Consider the following 17,933-nt stretch of genomic DNA (forward strand, 5'->3'; position numbering starts at 1 on the left):
ATGAATGTGGGGCGAAGGCGGCGGTACGGACCGCGCGGGCCGCTAAATTCACGCCGTTCCAGGAGGGTCCGAAGGGGTGCCGCCCGGGCCCGGAAAACAGGAGACCGCACAGCTGATGACGGAACGACCCCCGCAGCGCATCCCGAACAGCCGGCTCGCCGCGCTCATCGCCGAAGCAGGGTTCTCCCACGCGGGCCTCGCCAGACGGGTGGACCAGCTGGGCCTGGAACACGGCCTCGACCTGCGGTACGACAAGACCTCCGTGACCCGCTGGCTCCGCGGCCAGCAGCCGCGCGGCACCACCCCCGCCCTCATCGCCGAGGTCTTCACCCGCCGCCTGGGCCGCCGGCTCTCCGCCCAGGACCTCGGCCTCGACGCCTGCGCGCCCGTCTACGCGGGCCTGGAGTTCGCCGCCACCCCCGAGGAGGCGGTCGACATCGTCAGCGGCCTGTGGCGCAAGGACTCCGGCAGCCACGCCGAACTCCGCAAGATCGCCTTCACCCCGGCGGGCCTGGTCGTCCCCAGCCGGGACTGGCTGATCGGCCGCGCCGACGAGCGGGTGGCACGCGGCGAATCCGCCCCCTCCCGCCCCTCCGCCGGGGCGCCCCCGCACGATCCCCGGGTCCCGGCCCAGGGCCGCTTCTCCGTCCCCCGCCAGCGCGGCACGGACCGGGGCCCCGGACAGCGCGTCTCCAGCGGCGACGTCGCCGCCCTCCGCTCGGTCGGCGAACTCTTCCGCACCCTCGACCACGCCTACGGCGGCGGCCACGCCCGCCAGGCCCTCGTCCGCTACCTGGAGCACGAGGCCGAGCCGATGCTGCGGGGCACGTACGGCGAGTCCACCGGCCGCCGCCTCTTCGCCGCCGCCGCCGACCTCACCCGGCTCGCGGGCTGGACCTCGTACGACATCGCCGCCCACGGCCTCGCCCAGCGCTACTTCGTCCAGGCGCTGCGCCTCGCACAGGCCGCCGGGGACCGGGCGTACGGCTCGTACGTGCTCCTCACCATGAGCCGCCAGGCCGTCTACCTCGGCCACGGGCGGGAGGCCGTGCAGCTCGCCCGGGTCGCCCAGCAGGGCGTCGGACCCGCCGCGCCGCCCGTCGTCCAGGCGATGCTGCACGCCGTCGAGGCGCGCGGCCACGCCGTCCTGGAGGAGGCGCGCGCGTGCAGCGCCTCCCTCGTCCGGGCCGAACGGGCCCTGGGGGCGGCCCGGCCCGGTGACGAGGTGCCGTACTGGGCCCGGGCCTTCGACGAGGCGCAGCTCGCCGACGAGCTCGCGCACTGCCACCGCGACCTCCAGCAGTACCGCCCCGCCGCCCAGCACGCCGAGCGCTCCCTCCAGCTCCGCGCCCCCGGCTACGCCCGCAGCCGCCTCTTCTGCCGGGTCGTCCTCGCCACCTCCCGGCTCGCCCTCGGCGAACTGGAGCAGGCCTGCGCGCTCGGCGCCGAGGCCGCCAAGGAGGCCTCCGAGATGCGCTCCGCCCGCGCCGCCGAGTACGTACGCGACTTCGAGCGCCGCCTGGAGCCCTACCGCGACGCGGCCGCCACCCGCGCCTACCGCGACCGGGTGGCCGCGATCGGCTGACCGGAGCCCGCCCGGCCACCGGGCGCCCCGGCCCGCGGGGCCGTCGACGCGAGCGGGGGGCGGGCGGGCCGACGGTGCGCGGGCTCTGCGGCACGGCAGGGCGTCCCGCTGTCGGACGGGTCTTCTCCTTCAACGGGATTTCATCGGTCGTGCAGTGGCTCGGAGCAGGATGGGCGACGTCGCGTCGCAAGGCTCCGCCGGGGACCCGGCGCGTGCAGCACCCCCACCCGAGACCGGCGACGAGCGCTCCCGGCACCTGCCGCGGCCGTCGTCCGGCTCCGATCGTGATCGGAGGGACAAGCCCTCGTGCTCGTCCGACCGGGGCCGGCCCACACCTCACCCACGGGGAACACCTTGAAGATCCGACCGAAGCACGCCGCCCTGATCGCCCTCTCCACCGTCCTCCTCACCGCCTGCTCCTCCGGACAAGAGCTCTCGTACGGCGGGAAGGCCACCGGAGAGGACCTCGAAGTGACCGTCCTGAGGGTGGAACAGGGCGGCGCCGACGACCTGTCCGTGCTCCGGAATCCCGAGCGGTACGCGGGGCGGACGCCGTACTACGTCCACTACCGCGTCACCAAGACCACGGACGGGGCCGCCGAGTGGCCCGACCTCGACGTCAGCGGTGACGAGGGGCGACTGACGCATCTGAGCATCCGGCCCGGTTTCCCCACCCCGACTGTCGACGCGAACGGCGACGTCACCATGGTTCCGGCACCGGAGTTCACGGCGTGCGTCCCCGATGACACGGACGGGAAGGACTTCGACGCCGCCCCGAAGGGCAGGAGCTACCCGTCGTGCGGCGTCTACCTCACCGACGAGGGCGGAACGGGACCGACCCGGGTCGAGTGGCTGCCCGGCTCCGGCAAGGGGGACCCGATCGCCGTCTGGAAGTGACGCCACCGGCCCCATGACGTCGCCGCGCGACCCCGACGCGGACGAGGACGGCGAGGGCATCGCCGCCGACACGCGCGCCGCCGAGGCCGTGCCCGGGCGTGCCGTACGGACGGCACCGGCCGGGGAGAGGACTGGTACCGGCAGGCCGGCCACCCGTCGAAGCCGGAAGCGGGCGATCCCCGGGGCCCTTCCCCCGTGAGCGTCTCCACCCGCGACGGTCCGGCTCCCCACACCCCGCGCGCGGGAAACGCGACTGCCTGCACACCGCGCGGGAGGGGCGACGGCAACATCCCACGCGCGCGGGGGAAACGCCCGCTTCCCGGCCTTCTGCGACACGCTTCAGGCCGTCTCCCGGGCCGGGAGCTCCGCCGGGAGGCGGACGCCCAGGTCCGTCAGGAGGGCGCGGGCCGCGCGGTGGCCCGAGGCGAGGGCGCCCCGGGGGCTGCTCGTGGCGCGGTGGTCGCCGCAGACGTAGAGCCCCGCGAGCAGCCGGACCGAGCGGTGCCCGTCGTGCCCGGGCGGCATCGCGGGGACCGCGTCCGGGGTGTGCCGGAGCGCCAGCAGCTCCCACTCGTCGGTCGACGTGCCGTACAGCGTGGCGAGGTGCTTGCGGACCCGCCGCTCCGTGTCGTCCGGCGGCGTCCCGAGCACCGTCGAGGTGATCAGGGCCCGGCCCGCCGGGGCGCGGCCCGGGTCGACCGCGCTCATCACGGACGTGTGGGCCACCGGCCCGCCCGGGTCCGACTCCAGGAGCAGCACCGGATCGCCGGTGGGCGCGACCGGCGCCGTGTGGTGCAGGACCGTCACGGCGTGGAACGCGGGCGTCCGCAGCCCCGGCAGCAGCTCCGCCGCCGTGCGCGCCCCCGTGGCCAGGACCACCGAGCGACAGCGGAACACCCCGTGCTCCGCCGTCGTGACCCGGGACACGGACGCCTCCGTGACCCGTACGCCGGTACGGACCGTGCCCGGCGGCAGCCCGGCCGCCAGCAGCTCCGGGAGCGCCGCCGCGCCGCCCTCCGGCACCGCGAGCCGCCCCCGGGCGAAGGCGCGCAGCGCCAGGTCCGCCCGCCGACTGGACGTGCCGAGGTCCGGGTCCGCCAGGAGCGCCGCGAGCAGCGGCCGCAGCACCCCCTGGACGGTCCGGGCCGGCAGCCGCGCGTTCAGGGCCTCGCGCGCGGTCCGCTCGGGCCGGGCCAGGATCCGCTGCGGCGGGGTCGCGGCGAGCCGCACGAGGGACGCGCCGAGCCGCGCCTGGTCGAGCGAGGCCGCCGGACGGCGGGGGGCGCTCGCGAGGGCGCGCGCCACGCTGAACGCTCCCCCCACGCTCCGGCCGCCCGCCGTCCGGGGCGCTCCGGCCGCCCGGCGCGGGTGCGACGCACCCCACCGCGCGTACCGGCCGTCGCTGTGCACGAGGACCCCCGGGGCGAAGGGCCGCAGCGCGAGGCGGTCGAGCCCCGGCAGGGTGCGCAGTTCCCCGTACGAGAGGGTGAGCGGCGGGCCCACCCGGTCGAGCCGGAAGCCGTCGACGGACGCGGTCGCCATCCGGCCCCCGATCCACGGCTCCGCCTCCAGGACGGCGACGGAGAGCCCGGCGCGGGTCAGCCGGTGGGCGGCCGCGAGCCCCGCCGCCCCGGCCCCCACGACGACCACGTCGACGGTTCCGCCGGTTCCGCCGGTGTCGCCCGTGGTGACTGTGCTGATGGTGTGTTCCGTGCTGCTGACGGTGTTGTCTGCGCTGCTGAGCACGTGCCCCTCCCCAGGTCGGCGCGGCCGGTGGGAGGCCTATGCCCCCAACGGGCCTCCGGAATGCCGGAGTTCACGGTCCGCGTCGAGCCTAGGCAGCGCTCCCACGGGTGCCAGGAGCGCGCGACCGGGGTGCGCGCGGCACGGGGGAGCACGGAGGGGGCGGGGGAGGGTCGCGGACCGCCTTGCCGTCGGGGCGCGGATCAGCGGGCGGCGGCCCGGATCGCCTCGTCGACCGTCGGGAACGCGAAGTCGAAGCCGGTCTCCAACAGACGCCCCGGCAGCACCCGCTGACTGCCCAGCACGTCCTGCGCGAAGTCCCCGAGGGCGATCCGCAGGGCCGGCGCCGGGACCGTGAGGAGGGTCGGCCGGCGCAGCACCCGGCCCATCGCCGCCGTCACCTCGCGGTTGGTGACCGGCTCGGGGGCCGTCAGGTTCACCGGGCCCGACAGGGACGGGGTGTCCACCATGTGGCGCAGGGCGGCCACCTCGTCGTGCAGGGAGATGAAGGACCAGTACTGGCGGCCGTCGCCCATCCGCCCGCCGAGCCCGGCGCGGAAGAGCGGGAAGAGCCGCCCCCAGGCCCCGCCCTCGCGGGCCACCACCAGACCGGTGCGGGCGTGGGCGACCCGGACGCCGGCCTCCTCGGCCGGGGCCGCCGCGGCCTCCCACTCCACGCAGACCGAGGGCAGGAAGCCCGTCCCCGCCGGGGCGTCCTCGTCGACCGCGCGGCTGCCGGTGTCCCCGTACCAGCCGATCGCCGTGCCGCACACCAGGACCTCCGGCGGCTCCGCGAGCGAGGCGAGCGCCTGGGCGACCGCCGTCGTGCCGAGCACCCGGCTGTCCCGGATCTCCTTCTTGTACGCCTCGTTCCAGCGGCGCTCGCCGACCCCGGCGCCCGCCAGGTGCACGACGGCGTCCACGCCGACGAGCCCGGCGGCGTCCACGTACAGCCGCTCGGGATCCCACTCGACCTCGTCGGCGGTACGGGCCGGGCGGCGGACGAGCCGGAGGACGTCGTGTCCGTCGGCGCGCAGGGAACGGACCAGGGCCGAGCCGATGAGCCCGGAGGCGCCGGTGACGGCGACACGCTTGCGGGAGGCGGAACGCTGCATGGGTCCATCCTGCCCCCTCCCGGCCGGGGCATGGCACAGTGACCGTCATGACCGAGCCGGAGAAGAACGCGCCCGAGGCGGAAGCGCCCGAGGCGGGAGCGCCGGAGGCGGGAGCGTCCGAGAAGAACGCGCCCGAGGCGGAAGCGCCGGAGAAGAACGCGCCCGAGGCGGGAGCGTCCGAGGCGGGAGCGCCGGAGGCGGGAGCGTCCAAGAAGAACGCGCCCGAGGCGGAAGCGCCGGAGAAGAACGCGCCCGAGGCGGAAGCGCCGGAGACGGAAGCGTCCGAGACGCTGATACGCGTCGCCGTCCACGGCGACGACGCCGACCTCGGCGCCCTCGACCGGGACACCTGGTCCCCCCTCCACGCGGTGGTGCCCGCGCCGGTCCCGCCGTACGGCCCCTTCTTCGACGACCGCCACCTGCCCGAGGACTACCTGGTGGCGGTGGCCGGCGGCGAACTCGTCGGCTACGTCCGGGTCGCGCAGCCCATCCCGCTCGCCTCCCACGCGCACGTGCTCCAGATCCAGGGCCTGGTGGTCGCCGGGTCCGCCCGGGGGAGGGGCGTCGCGCGGGCGCTGCTGCGGGCGGCCGGGGACCTGGCGCGGAAGCGGGGCGCCACCCGGCTCACCCTGCGGGTCCTCGGGCACAACGCCCCGGCCCGCGCGCTGTACGCCTCCGAGGGCTTCGCGGTGGAGGGCGTCCTGCCGGGGGAGTTCCTGATCGACGGGGAGTACGTGGACGACGTGTGCATGGGGCGGTCGCTGGCGGGCTGAGGAGACCCCGGCCGGTTTCCGCGCCCCGCCCGGGCCCGGACGAGCCCGCTCCCGGTCACCCCGCCCCGAAGCGCTCCCACAGCCGGGGGAAGCGGGCCGCCAGGGCCTCGTCGTCCGTCAGGTCGATCGGGGTCCCGAGCGGCTCGCCCCCCGGCATCGGAATGCCCAGGTCCGGCGTCTCGGCCCCGGTCAGTGCCTCGTACGCCTCGTCCGCCGCGAAACCGATCTCCTCGCCGTCCCCGTCGATCTCCACGTCGAAGTCGTCCAGCAGCTCCGCGAGCGAGTCCGGGTCGTGCACGGCCCCCTCGTACACCTCCCGGCCCTGGCCGATCAGCCAGCAGCGGAAGGAGTCGAAGGCCTCCTCGCCCGCCCCGTCGAACAGCACGGCCGCCGCGCCCCACAGGTCCCAGAGGTACGCGCGGTTGTAGCGGGCCTCGAAATGGCGCGCGTAGTCGAGCACCGAGTCGGGGTCCAGCCGGGTCAGCCGCTCCACCAGCAGGTCCGCCTGCTCCTCGGCGTCGCCCTCGGCGTCCTCCCGGGCGGCGTCGACGATCTTCCAGAACTCGGTCTCGTCCATCACGGGACCAGCATCCTGCCCCGGAGGGAACGACGCACCCGGAAAGCCCGAAATGAATCCGGACAGAAGGTGTCTTGCTTTCCTGCCAGCCTGGTCCCCATGAGCACCGAGACACCCGACAACAAGCCCCTGCGCGGACGGATCTGCCTGGTCGCCGGGGCGACCCGGGGCGCCGGACGGGCCATCGCCGTCCAACTGGGCACCGCCGGAGCCACCGTCTACGTCACCGGGCGCACCACGCGCGACAAGGTCAGCGAGGTCGGCCGGACCACCGAGACCATCGAGGAGACCGCCGAACTGGTGACGGCCGCCGGAGGCGAGGGCGTCGCCGTCCCCACCGACCACCTGGAACCGGAACAGGTCCGCGCCCTGGTCGACCGGATCGACCGCGAGCGGGGCCGCCTCGACGTCCTGGTCAACGACATCTGGGGCGGCGAGCACCTGGTCGTCGCCGGGTTCGACAAGAAGATCTGGGAGGTGGACCTCACCGACGGCCTGCGGATGCTGGAGCTGGGCGTCAAGAGCCACCTGATCACCAGCGCGGCCGCCACCCCGCTGCTCGTCCGCAACCCCGGAGGCCTCCTCGTCGAGGTCACCGACGGCACCCAGGAGTACAACGGCACCCGCTACCGCGAGAACGTCTACTACGACCTCGCCAAGAACGCCCCGATCCGGATGGCGTTCGGCCTCGCCCGCGAACTGGAGCCGGCCGGCTGCACGGCCGTCGCGCTCACCCCGGGCTGGCTCCGCTCGGAGCAGATGCTGGACCACTTCGGCGTCACCGAGGAGAACTGGCGCGACGCCGCCGAGAAGCTCCCCGACTTCGCCGTCGCGGAGTCCCCGGTCTACGTCGGCCGCGCGGTCGCCGCCCTCGCCGCCGACCCCGACCGGGCCCGCTGGAACGGCCGCTCCCTCTCCAGCGGACAGCTGGCGAAGGAGTACGGCTTCACCGACGCGGACGGCTCGCGGCCGGACGCGTGGGGCTTCATCGTCGCCAAGGAGAAGGACGAGAACGTGTCGGTGGACGACTACCGGTAGACCGACGAAGGAGACGACCGGGGCCTGTCCGGCGGATCAGGGTCGGACAGGCCCTACCGGTAGAGCCGTCCCAAACCCCGCGCCGCCTCCGCGAACCGCTCCCGGAGCGCGGCCGGGGCCACCGCCTCCGCCTCCGGGCCGAGCCCGAGCAGCTGCCCGAAGGCGACCTCCTCGCTCTCGACCCGCAGGGCCACCCGCAGCCGCCCGTCGGCCTCCGCCGTGCCCGCCGCCAGGGCCTCTTCGGCCGCCGCCCGGTCCGTCACGTACGGCAGCCGCCGCGCCCCCTCCTCCGTCAGGAGCAGCACGGCCTCGGCCCGGAGCAGGGAACGGGTGAACTCCAGGGAGCGGGCGGACCAGAAGGCGGGCAGGTCGAAGTCCGGGTCGCGCTCGAAGCGCTCCCCGCCCACCGCCACCGCGGTGAACCGGTCCACCCGGTACGTACGGAACGAACCGTCCGTCCACGCGCACGCGTACCAGACGCCCGCCTTCAGGACGAGCCCGTACGGCCGCAGCTCCCGCTCCACCTCCGTGCCGTCCCCGCGCCGGTAGCGGACCCGGGCGCACCGGTCGTCCCAGACCGCCTCCGCGAGCGCGGGCAGCAGCTCCGGGGTCACCGGTTCCTGGTACCAGCCGGGCGCGTCCAGGTGGAAGCGCTGGGCCGCCGTGCGGGGCGCGTCCCGCAGCGACGGGAGCAGCGCCGCCGACACCTTCAGGCGGGCCGCCGAGGCCGCGTCCTCCAGGCCCATGTCCCGCAGCGCGCCCGGAAGGCCCGACAGGAACAGCGCCTCCGCCTCGCCCCGGGCGAGCCCGGTGAGCCGGGTGCGGTAGCCGTCGACGAGCCGGTAGCCGCCGCCCCGGCCCCGGTCCGCGTACACCGGCACCCCCGCCTCCGAGAGCGCGAGGGCGTCCCGGGCGACCGTCCGCTCCGACACCTCCAGCTCGGCGGCGAGTTCGGCCGCCGTCATCGACGGGCGGGACTGGAGCAGCAGGACCAACTTGATGAGGCGGGCGGCACGCATGACTCCATCATGCGTGCCGCCCGCCCCGTGGAACGGAAGGACCCTTACAGGCCGTAGCGCTCGCGCGCCTCCTTCACGGCCGACGCCGGCACCTCGCCGCGCCGCGCGAGCTGCGCGAGCGCCGCGACGACGATCGACTGCGCGTCGACGCCGAAGTGGCGGCGGGCCGCGTCGCGGGTGTCCGAGAGGCCGAAGCCGTCGGCACCGAGCGAGGACCAGTCCTGCTCGACCCACTGCGCGATCTGGTCCGGAACCTGGCGCATGTAGTCGGAGACCGCGAGCACCGGGCCCTCGGCGCCCGCCAGGGCCTCGCGGACGTACGGCACCCGCTCCTCGCCGCGCAGCAGCGCCGCGTCCGCCTCCAGGGCGTCGCGCCGCAGCTCCGTCCAGGAGGTCGCGGACCACACGTCGGCGGCCACGCCCCACTCGGCGGCGAGCAGCTTCTGCGCCTCCAGGGCCCAGTGGATGGCCGTGCCGGAGGAGAGCAGCTGGATGCGGGAGGGGTTCGCCGGCAGGTCGACCCCGGCGGACTCGGCCGTGTTGAAGCGGTACAGGCCCTTGACGATGCCCTCGTCGATCCCGGCCGGCTTGGCGGGCTGCGGCATCGGCTCGTTGTAGACCGTGAGGTAGTAGAAGACGTCCTGGTCCTCGCCCTCGGCGGCCTCGCCGTACATCCGGCGCAGGCCCTCCTTGACGATGGCCGCGACCTCGTAGGCGAACGCCGGGTCGTACGTCAGGGCCGCCGGGTTGGTGGCCGCGATCACCGGCGAGTGCCCGTCGGCGTGCTGGAGGCCCTCACCGGTCAGGGTGGTGCGGCCGGCGGTCGCGCCGACGAGGAAGCCGCGGCCGAGCTGGTCGCCGAGCTGCCACATCTGGTCGGCGGTCCGCTGCCAGCCGAACATCGAGTAGAAGATGTAGAACGGGATCATCGCCTCGCCGTGCGTGGAGTACGCGGTGGAAGCGGCGATGAAGTCGGCCATCGAACCGGCCTCGGTGATCCCCTCGTTGAGGATCTGGCCGTTCTTGGCCTCCTTGTAGTACATCAGCTGGTCGCGGTCGACCGGCTCGTACGTCTGGCCCTTCGGCGAGTAGATGCCGAGGGACGGGAAGAGGCTCTCCATGCCGAAGGTGCGGGCCTCGTCCGGGACGATCGGGACCCAGCGCCTGCCGGTCTCCTTGTCGCGGATCAGGTCCTTGACCAGGCGCACGAACGCCATGGTCGTGGCCATCGACTGCGCGCCGGAGCCCTTGTCGAAGGCGGTGAACGCCTTCTCGGCCGGGGCCGGCAGCGGGGCCAGCGGGTGGACGCGGCGGGCCGGGGCCGGGCCGCCGAGCGCCGCGCGGCGCTCCTGGAGGTAGCGGACCTCGGGGGAGTCGGCGCCGGGGTGGCCGTAGGGCACCTGGCCGTCGACGAACTGCGCGTCGGAGATGGGGAGTCCGAGGAGGTCGCGCATGTTCTTGAACTCGTCGGTGGAGAGCTTCTTCATCTGGTGGTTCGCGTTCTTCGACGCGAAGCCCTCACCGAGGGTGAAGCCCTTGACGGTCTGCGCGAGGATGACCGTCGGCGCGCCCTCGAACTCCAGGGCGGCCTTGTACGCGGCGTACACCTTGCGCGGCTCGTGGCCACCGCGCGAGAGGTGGAAGCACTCCAGGATCTTGTCGTCGCTCAGCAGCTTCGCCATCTCGACGAGCGCCGGCTCCTTGCCGAAGAAGTCCTGGCGGATGTAGGCGGCGTCGCGGGTCTGGTACGTCTGGACCTGCGCGTCCGGCACCTCACGGAGGCGGCGGACCAGGGCGCCGGTGGTGTCGAGCGCGAACAGCTCGTCCCAGGCGTTGCCCCACAGCGACTTCACGACGTTCCAGCCGGCGCCGCGGAACTGGGCCTCCAGCTCCTGCACGATCTTGAAGTTGGCGCGGACCGGACCGTCGAGGCGCTGCAGGTTGCAGTTGATGACGAAGGTCAGGTTGTCCAGGCCCTCGCGGGCCGCGAGCGCGAGGGCCGCGGTCGACTCGGGCTCGTCCATCTCGCCGTCGCCGAGGAACGCCCACACGTGCGAGGCGGAGACGTCCTTGATGCCGCGGTTGGTCAGGTAGCGGTTGAAGCGCGCCTGGTAGATCGCGGAGAGCGGGCCCAGGCCCATGGAGACGGTCGGGAACTCCCACAGCCAGGGGAGGCGCCGCGGGTGCGGGTAGGAGGGCAGGCCGTTGCCGCCGGACTCCTGCCGGAAGTTGTCGAGGTGCGCCTCGTTCAGGCGTCCGTCGAGGAAGGCGCGGGCGTAGATGCCGGGGGAGGCGTGGCCCTGGATGTAGAGCTGGTCGCCGGAGCCGGGGGCGTCCTGCGACTCCTTGCCCTTGAAGAAGTGGTTGAAGCCCGTCTCGTACAGCCAGGCCGCGGAGGCGAAGGTGGCGATGTGGCCGCCGACGCCGTACTTGGAGCCGCGGGAGACCATCGCGGCCGCGTTCCAGCGGTTCCACGCGGTGATCTTCCGCTCCATCTCCTCGTCGCCGCCGAACTCGGTGACCGAGGGTTCGGCGGAGGTGGGGATGGTGTTGACGTAGTCCGTCTCCAGGAGCTTGGGGAGGGCGAGGCCCGCGCCCTCGGCGTGCTGGAGCGTGCGGCGCATCAGGTAGGCGGCCCGGTGCGGGCCGGCGGCCTTGGTGACGGCGTCCAGGGAGGCCGCCCACTCGGCGGTCTCCTCGGTGTCACGGTCCGGGAGCTGGTCGAGCTCGCTCGGAATCTTGCCTACGGGATCGGTCATGATCGCCGCCTTCCGGACAGGTGGGGGTGGAGATGGGGCCCTTGTCTGGCAGGACAGGGCGAAGGGCCGGGTACGGCCCGCCGAAGACTGTAAACCGGCGATCGATGATCGATCAAAGGGTTGAAGGGGAAAACCTCTCCGGATCGAGAAAGTCGGCACAGGGTGCCGCGAAAAAGGGCACCCGGTGCCTTGTTTTCGCAGGTGAGACCGGTTCTCTGAGGGGGCGCGCGCACGGATGAGCGGGCGTGCGGGCGGGGACGAGGGGGTGTGCGGGCACGAAGAAGCGGGCCCGTCGAAGGACGGACCCGCCGGTGTTCCCGTACGGCCCGCCGGTGTTCCCGTACGGTCGGACCGCCGGGCTCTCCGTACGGTCGGACGCCGGGCCCTCCGTACGGTCAGGCGCGCGGCGCGCAGCCCAGGACGTGCGCCTTCACCAGGGCGCCGATGTTCGGGTCGCCCCGCCGGAAGGCCTCCACCAGCTCCTGGTGCTCCTCCGCGTACGACTTCTGGACCGTCCCCAGCCAGCGGATCGAGAGGGCCGTGAAGACCTCGATGCCGAGCGTCTCCCAGGTGTGCAGCAGCACGGCGTTCCCCGCGGCCTTCACCAGCTCCCGGTGGAAGGCCACCGTGTGCCGCACCTGCGCCGTCCCGTCCGAGGCCGCGTCCGCCTCGTACAGGGCCGCCACGTGCGGCTCCAGGGCCGAGCAGTCCGCCGAGAGGCGCCCGGCCGCCAGCTCGGCCGCGATCTGCTCCAGACCGGCCCGTACGGGGTAGCTCTCCTCCAGGTCGGCCGCGGTCAGGTTGCGGACCCGGACGCCCTTGTTGGGCGCCGACTCGATCAGCCGCAGCGACTCCAGCTCGCGCAGCGCCTCGCGGACCGGGGTCTGGCTGACCTCCAGCTCGGTCGCGATCCGGCGCTCCACGATCCGCTCGCCCGGCTTCCAGCGGCCGCTCACGATCCCCTCCACGATGTGCTCGCGGATCTGTTCGCGCAGCGAGTGGACGACGGGGACGGTCATGAAGGGCTCCTCGGGGAGTGTTGACCCTTAGACAATACGGCGGCGCCCCCGTCCGGAAACACTTCCGGACGGGGGCGCCGCAGGTGAGGCTCGTTACGTTGCGGACGGGCCGGAGCCCGCCCGCACGCGCCTACAGGCCGAGGTCGACCTCGAACTCGCCGGCCTCCAGGATCGCCTTGACGGCCGTCAGGTAGCGGGCGGCGTCGGCGCCGTCCACCAGACGGTGGTCGTAGGACAGCGCGACGTACGTCATGTCGCGGATCGCGATCGTCTCGCCCAGGTCCGGGTGGTCGATGACGACCGGACGGCGCACGGTGGCGCCGATGCCCAGGATGGCGACCTGGTTCGGGGGCACGATGATCGTGTCGAACAGCGCGCCGCGCGAACCGGTGTTGGAGATAGTGAAGGTCGCGCCGGCCAGGTCGTCCGGCGTGATCTTGCCGGCACGCACGGCGCCGGCGAGGTCCGCGGTCTTCTTCGAGATGCCGGCGATGTTGAGGTCGCCCGCACCCTTGATGACCGGGGTCATCAGACCCTTCTCGGAGTCCACCGCGATACCGATGTTCTCGGTGTCGAAGTAGGTGATCGTGCCCTCGTCCTCGTTGATCCGGGCGTTGATGACCGGGTGGGCCTTCAGCGCCTGGGCCGCCGCCTTCACGAAGAACGGCATCGGGGAGAGCTTGACGCCCTCACGGGCGGCGAAGGCGTCCTTGGCGCGGGCGCGCAGCTTCATCAGCTTGGTGATGTCGACCTCGACGACCGAGGTCAGCTGGGCCTGGCCGTGCAGCGCCTTCATCATGTTGTCGCCGATGACCTTGCGCATGCGGGTCATCTTGACGGTCTGGCCGCGCAGCGGGGAGGCCTCCAGCGCGGGGGCCTTCGGCGCGGACGCGGCCGGAGCGGCGGCGGCCGGGGCCTGCTGGGCGGCCTTCTTGGCCTCGGCGGCCGCGAGGACGTCCTGCTTGCGGATGCGGCCGCCGACGCCGGAGCCCTTGACGGAGCCCAGGTCGACACCGTTCTCGGTGGCGAGCTTGCGGACCAGCGGGGTCACGTACGCGCCGTCCTCCGACGGCGCAGCGGGGGCCGGGGCGGACGGAACGGGGGTGACCACGGCCGGGGCGGTGGAGGGCGCGGCCTGGGCCGGAGCGGCCGGAGCCGGAGCGGCCGGAGCCGGAGCGGCCGGAGCCGGAGCCTGGGCGGCCGGAGCCGGGGCGGCGGGGGCGGCCGGGGCGGGAGCCGGAGCCGGGGCGGGGGCCGCGGGGGCCTCCTCCTGCTTCGGGGCCGGAGCGGCCTCGGGGGCCGGGGCCTCCTGCGCCGGGGCGGCGGCCGGAGCCGAGCCCGCGGCACCGATGACGGCCAGCTTGGCGCCGACCTCGGCGGTCTCGTCCTCGTTGACGACGATCTCCAGGAGGACGCCGGAGGCCGGGGCCGGGATCTCGGTGTCGACCTTGTCCGTGGAGACCTCGAGGAGCGGCTCGTCGGCCTCGACGGTCTCGCCGACCGACTTCAGCCAGCGGGTCACGGTGCCCTCGGTGACGGACTCGCCCAGGGCGGGCAGCACGACGTCGGTGCCCTCGGCGGAACCGCCGCCGGAGGCGGCCTCGGCCGTCGGGGCCGGGGCGGGCTGCTCGGTCTCGGTGGACGGCTCGGCCTGCGGGGCCTCCGGAGCCGGGGCCTCCTGCGCCGGGGCGGACTCGGCGGCCGGGGCCTTGGCCTCGGCGGAGTCGCCGGAGCCGTCGTCGATGATGGCCAGCTCGGCGCCGACCTCGACCGTCTCGTCCTCGGCGACCTTGATGGAGGCCAGGATGCCCGAGGCGGGGGCGGGGATCTCGGTGTCGACCTTGTCGGTCGAGACCTCGAGCAGCGGCTCGTCGGCCTCGACGCGCTCGCCCTCGGCCTTGAGCCAGCGGGTGACGGTGCCCTCGGTGACGCTCTCGCCGAGCGCCGGCAGGGTTACGGAAACCGACATGGTTTCAGTTGCTCCTAACGAATTGCGGAAAGTGGTCGTCGCGCCCTGTGATGACGTGAGCGTCAGTCGTGGGAGTGCAGAGGCTTGCCGGCCAGGGCCAGGTGGGCCTCGCCGAGCGCCTCGTTCTGCGTCGGGTGGGCGTGGATGAGCTGCGCGACCTCGGCCGGCAGCGCCTCCCAGTTGTAGATCAGCTGCGCTTCGCCGACCTGCTCGCCCATGCGGTCACCGACCATGTGGACGCCGACCACGGCACCGTCCTTGACCTGGACGAGCTTGATCTCGCCCGCGGTCTTCAGGATCTTGCTCTTGCCGTTGCCCGCGAGGTTGTACTTCAGGGCCACGACCTTGTCCGCGCCGTAGATCTCCTTGGCCTTCGCCTCGGTGATGCCGACGGAGGCGACCTCGGGGTGGCAGTACGTCACCCGCGGCACGCCGTCGTAGTCGATCGGGACGGTCTTCAGACCGGCCAGGCGCTCGGCGACGAGGATGCCCTCGGCGAAGCCGACGTGCGCGAGCTGGAGGGTGGGGACGAGGTCGCCCACGGCCGAGATCGTCTCCACGTTGGTGCGCATGTACTCGTCGACCAGGACGTAGCCGCGGTCCATCGCGACGCCCTGCTCCTCGTAGCCGAGGCCGGCGGAGACCGGGCCGCGGCCGATGGCGACCAGGAGGACCTCGGCCTCGAAGGTCTTGCCGTCGGCCAGGGTGACCTTGACGCCGTTGTCGGTGTACTCGGCGGACTGGAAGAAGGTGCCGAGGTTGAACTTGATGCCGCGCTTGCGGAACGCGCGCTCAAGAAGCTTCGAGCTGTTCTCGTCCTCGACCGGCACCAGGTGCTTCATGCCCTCGATGACGGTGACGTCGGTGCCGAAGGACTTCCACGCCGAGGCGAACTCGACGCCGATGACGCCGCCGCCGAGGATGATCGCGGACTCCGGGACCCGGTCCAGGGTCAGCGCGTGGTCCGAGGTGATGATCCGGTTGCCGTCGATCTCCAGACCGGGCAGCGACTTCGGCACGGAGCCGGTGGCCAGCAGGACGTGACGCCCCTGGACGCGGCGGCCGTCCACGTCGACGGAGGTCGGGGAGGAGAGGTGACCCGTGCCCTCGATGTAGGTCACCTTGCGGGAGGCGACGAGACCCTGCAGACCCTTGTAGAGGCCCGCGATCACGTCGTCCTTGTACTTGTGCACGCCCTTGATGTCGATGCCCTCGAAGGAGGCCCTGACACCGAACTGCTCCGCCTCGCGCGCCTGGTCGGCGACCTCGCCGGCGTGGAGCAGGGCCTTCGTCGGGATGCAGCCGTTGTGCAGGCAGGTGCCGCCGAGCTTGTTCTTCTCGATCAGTGCGACGTCCAGGCCCAGCTGCGCTCCGCGCAGCGCCGCGGCGTAACCGCCGCTACCGCCGCCGAGGATCACTAGGTCGAAAACGGTGCTGGCGTCGTTCGCCACGTCACGTCCTCCATGCATGTGCGCTCGTCGCCGGTCGTCCATGACCGGGCGGCGGCTGGTGTTCGGCCGCTTATTTTCCGGCCCTGTGATGGGGGCCCTGTCCTGCCGAGAACCCATCTTCGCACTTGTTGACGGATGGCGGGACGCGGGGCCGTTCTCCGAGACGGCCGATCGTCCGTACGGAGGGCTCCCGAACGGGTACGGCCCCGGGCTCGGAGCCCGGGGCCGTACCCGTCGCACGGGGGCGGACGGTGCTCAGAGCTCGCCCTCGGCGGCCCGCTCGGCCAGGCGCACCAGGGTGCGGACCGAGGAGCCGGTGCCGCCCTTGGGGGTGTAGCCGTACGGGGCGCCCTCGTGGTAGGCCGGGCCCGCGATGTCCAGGTGGGCCCAGGTGATGCCCTCGCCCACGAACTCCTGGAGGAAGAGGCCGGCGACCAGGCCGCCGCCCATCCGCTCGCCCATGTTCGCGATGTCGGCGGTGGGGGAGTCCATGCCCTTGCGCAGGTCCGCCGGGAGCGGCATCGGCCAGGACGCCTCGCCGACCTCCTCCGCGACCTCGTGGACCGTGGAGCGGAACTCGTCGTCGTTGGCCATGATGCCGAAGGTGCGGCTGCCGAGCGCCAGCATCATCGCGCCGGTCAGGGTCGCCACGTCGACGATCGCGTCCGGGTTCTCCTCGGAGGCCCGGGTCAGCGCGTCGGCCAGGACCAGGCGGCCCTCGGCGTCGGTGTTCAGGACCTCGACGGTCTTGCCGCTGTACATGCGCAGGACGTCGCCCGGGCGGGTGGCGGAGCCGGACGGCATGTTCTCGGCGAGCGCCAGCCAGCCGGTGACGTTGGCCTCCAGGCCGAGGCGGGCCGCGGCGACGACGGTGGAGAACACGGCGGCGGCGCCGCTCATGTCGCACTTCATCGTCTCGTTGTGGCCGGCCGGCTTCAGGGAGATGCCGCCCGAGTCGTAGGTGATGCCCTTGCCGACCAGGGCGAGGGTCTTCTCCGCCTTCGGGTGGGTGTAGGCGACGCGGACCAGGCGCGGCGGGTTCTCCGAACCGGCGCCGACGCCGAGGATGCCGCCGTAGCCGCCCTTGGCGAGGGCCTTCTCGTCGAGGACCTGGACCTTCAGGCCGTGCTCCTTGCCGGCGGTCTGCACCGCGGCGGCGAAGGCGGCCGGGGTCAGGTCGTTCGGCGGGGTGTTGATCAGGTCGCGGGCGCGGTTGATCTCCTCCGCGACGGCCTGGGCGCGCTCGGCGGCGGCCTTGTGGGCCTTGTCGCGCGGCTTGGCGCCGAGCAGGGCGACCTCGGCGAGCGGCCTCTTCGCGTCCTTGCCGACCTCCTGGTAGGCGGTGAAGGCGTACGCGCCGAGCAGGGCGCCCTCCCCGACGGCGGAGACGGCGGCGGCGTCGGCGACCGGCAGGGCGAACGCGGCCTTCTTCGTGCCGAAGAGCGCGCGGGCCGCGGTGCCGGCGGCGCGGCGCAGGGTCTCCGTGCCGAACGCCTCGCCGTCCTCGGGGGCGCCGCCCAGGCCGACGGCCAGGACGACGGGGGCCTTGAGACCGGCGGGGGCGGGCAGCTTGGTCGCCTCACCCTCGGCACCCGAGGCGCCCAGGGTCTCCAGGACGGCGGCGAGCCGGCCGTCGAAGGCCTTGTCGACGGCCTCGGCGCCCGGAGCGACGATCAGCTCCTTCCCGGACTTGGCGACGCCGACGACGAGGGCGTCGGCGCGCAGCGTCGCCGCGCCGGCAGTGCTGAGAGTGAGAGCAGTCACGGTGGTGAATTCTCGCTTCCATTGAGTTCTGTGGCGGTCGGGGGATGGGCCGACCGTGCCCGCCGCATCGTATTTCGGCCCGGAGAACGCCGGTGACGAGCCTACGCTCGCTCACCCGGTTCGCTCACGGCGGCGGTGATTCACTCATCCGTGGTGTCTCTTTCATGTTTACCGGCCAGGCTCGGAGAGCTGCCTCCACACTCGCCTCAATCACGCAAGGGCGA

13 protein-coding genes are annotated in these 17,933 nt (G+C 73.6%); 4 read left to right on the plus strand and 9 right to left on the minus strand.

Annotation, left to right across the window (positions count from 1 at the left end; all coding sequences use genetic code 11):
* The first annotated feature begins 115 nt into the window (after positions 1-115).
* Both OO47_RS01430 and OO47_RS01435 read left to right on the plus strand, forming a co-directional pair.
* Positions 116-1,585, plus strand: coding sequence for a hypothetical protein (locus OO47_RS01430; protein WP_030205786.1), 1,470 nt, complete (start codon positions 116-118; stop codon positions 1,583-1,585).
* A gap of 354 nt (positions 1,586-1,939) precedes the next feature.
* On the plus strand, positions 1,940-2,482 hold the full coding sequence (locus tag OO47_RS01435) for a hypothetical protein (protein WP_030205784.1): 543 nt from the start codon (positions 1,940-1,942) through the stop codon (positions 2,480-2,482).
* Between the two features lie 339 nt (positions 2,483-2,821).
* Here the strand turns inward: OO47_RS01435 and OO47_RS01440 are convergent, their stop codons facing one another.
* Positions 2,822-4,183 (minus strand): FAD-dependent oxidoreductase, encoded by a 1,362-nt coding sequence (locus OO47_RS01440; RefSeq protein ID WP_051715188.1) that lies wholly within the window; start codon positions 4,181-4,183, stop codon positions 2,822-2,824.
* 245 nt (positions 4,184-4,428) lie between these two features.
* Positions 4,429-5,340, minus strand: coding sequence for a TIGR01777 family oxidoreductase (locus OO47_RS01445; protein ID WP_030205776.1), 912 nt, complete (start codon positions 5,338-5,340; stop codon positions 4,429-4,431).
* 290 nt (positions 5,341-5,630) lie between these two features.
* On the opposite strand from OO47_RS01445, the gene OO47_RS01450 reads away from it, so the two are divergent.
* Positions 5,631-6,113: a GNAT family N-acetyltransferase gene (locus OO47_RS01450; protein WP_030205774.1), complete on the plus strand. Its 483-nt coding sequence runs from the start codon at positions 5,631-5,633 to the stop codon at positions 6,111-6,113.
* A gap of 55 nt (positions 6,114-6,168) precedes the next feature.
* Here OO47_RS01450 and OO47_RS01455 read toward each other — a convergent pair whose 3' ends face one another.
* Positions 6,169-6,690: a DUF4240 domain-containing protein gene (locus OO47_RS01455; RefSeq protein ID WP_030205772.1), complete on the minus strand. Its 522-nt coding sequence runs from the start codon at positions 6,688-6,690 to the stop codon at positions 6,169-6,171.
* A gap of 99 nt (positions 6,691-6,789) precedes the next feature.
* On the opposite strand from OO47_RS01455, the gene OO47_RS01460 reads away from it, so the two are divergent.
* Positions 6,790-7,728 (plus strand): SDR family oxidoreductase, encoded by a 939-nt coding sequence (locus tag OO47_RS01460; RefSeq protein ID WP_030205770.1) that lies wholly within the window; start codon positions 6,790-6,792, stop codon positions 7,726-7,728.
* Between the two features lie 53 nt (positions 7,729-7,781).
* Here the strand turns inward: OO47_RS01460 and OO47_RS01465 are convergent, their stop codons facing one another.
* The 6 genes from OO47_RS01465 to OO47_RS01490 all read right to left on the minus strand — a co-directional run bounded on the left by OO47_RS01465 (position 7,782) and on the right by OO47_RS01490 (position 17,709).
* Positions 7,782-8,747 carry a helix-turn-helix transcriptional regulator gene (locus tag OO47_RS01465; protein ID WP_033207708.1) on the minus strand — a complete coding sequence of 322 codons (966 nt, stop codon included), beginning with the start codon at positions 8,745-8,747 and terminating at the stop codon, positions 7,782-7,784.
* Between the two features lie 44 nt (positions 8,748-8,791).
* Positions 8,792-11,506, minus strand: a complete 2,715-nt coding sequence (aceE, locus tag OO47_RS01470; protein ID WP_030205767.1) for a pyruvate dehydrogenase (acetyl-transferring), homodimeric type — start codon at positions 11,504-11,506, stop codon at positions 8,792-8,794.
* A gap of 395 nt (positions 11,507-11,901) precedes the next feature.
* Positions 11,902-12,525 (minus strand): GntR family transcriptional regulator, encoded by a 624-nt coding sequence (locus tag OO47_RS01475; protein WP_030205765.1) that lies wholly within the window; start codon positions 12,523-12,525, stop codon positions 11,902-11,904.
* A gap of 130 nt (positions 12,526-12,655) precedes the next feature.
* Positions 12,656-14,494, minus strand: coding sequence for a 2-oxoglutarate dehydrogenase, E2 component, dihydrolipoamide succinyltransferase (gene sucB, locus OO47_RS01480; RefSeq protein WP_030205764.1), 1,839 nt, complete (start codon positions 14,492-14,494; stop codon positions 12,656-12,658).
* A gap of 62 nt (positions 14,495-14,556) precedes the next feature.
* On the minus strand, positions 14,557-15,945 hold the full coding sequence (gene lpdA, locus OO47_RS01485) for a dihydrolipoyl dehydrogenase (protein ID WP_030205762.1): 1,389 nt from the start codon (positions 15,943-15,945) through the stop codon (positions 14,557-14,559).
* 255 nt (positions 15,946-16,200) lie between these two features.
* On the minus strand, positions 16,201-17,709 hold the full coding sequence (locus OO47_RS01490; protein ID WP_030205759.1) for a leucyl aminopeptidase: 1,509 nt from the start codon (positions 17,707-17,709) through the stop codon (positions 16,201-16,203).
* Positions 17,710-17,933: the final 224 nt, after the last annotated feature.

It is taken from the genome of Streptomyces bikiniensis (assembly GCF_000716625.1).
Lineage (GTDB): Bacteria > Actinomycetota > Actinomycetes > Streptomycetales > Streptomycetaceae > Streptomyces > Streptomyces bikiniensis.

Coding starts and splice junctions, on each gene's coding strand:
- OO47_RS01430 (WP_030205786.1), top strand. CDS start 116: ATGACGGAACGACCCCCGCAGCGCATCCCGAACAGCCGGCTCGCCGCG.
- OO47_RS01460 (WP_030205770.1), top strand. CDS start 6,790: ATGAGCACCGAGACACCCGACAACAAGCCCCTGCGCGGACGGATCTGC.
- aceE (WP_030205767.1), bottom strand. CDS start 11,506: ATGACCGATCCCGTAGGCAAGATTCCGAGCGAGCTCGACCAGCTCCCG.
- OO47_RS01455 (WP_030205772.1), bottom strand. CDS start 6,690: ATGGACGAGACCGAGTTCTGGAAGATCGTCGACGCCGCCCGGGAGGAC.
- OO47_RS01445 (WP_030205776.1), bottom strand. CDS start 5,340: ATGCAGCGTTCCGCCTCCCGCAAGCGTGTCGCCGTCACCGGCGCCTCC.
- sucB (WP_030205764.1), bottom strand. CDS start 14,494: ATGTCGGTTTCCGTAACCCTGCCGGCGCTCGGCGAGAGCGTCACCGAG.
- OO47_RS01475 (WP_030205765.1), bottom strand. CDS start 12,525: ATGACCGTCCCCGTCGTCCACTCGCTGCGCGAACAGATCCGCGAGCAC.
- OO47_RS01465 (WP_033207708.1), bottom strand. CDS start 8,747: ATGCGTGCCGCCCGCCTCATCAAGTTGGTCCTGCTGCTCCAGTCCCGC.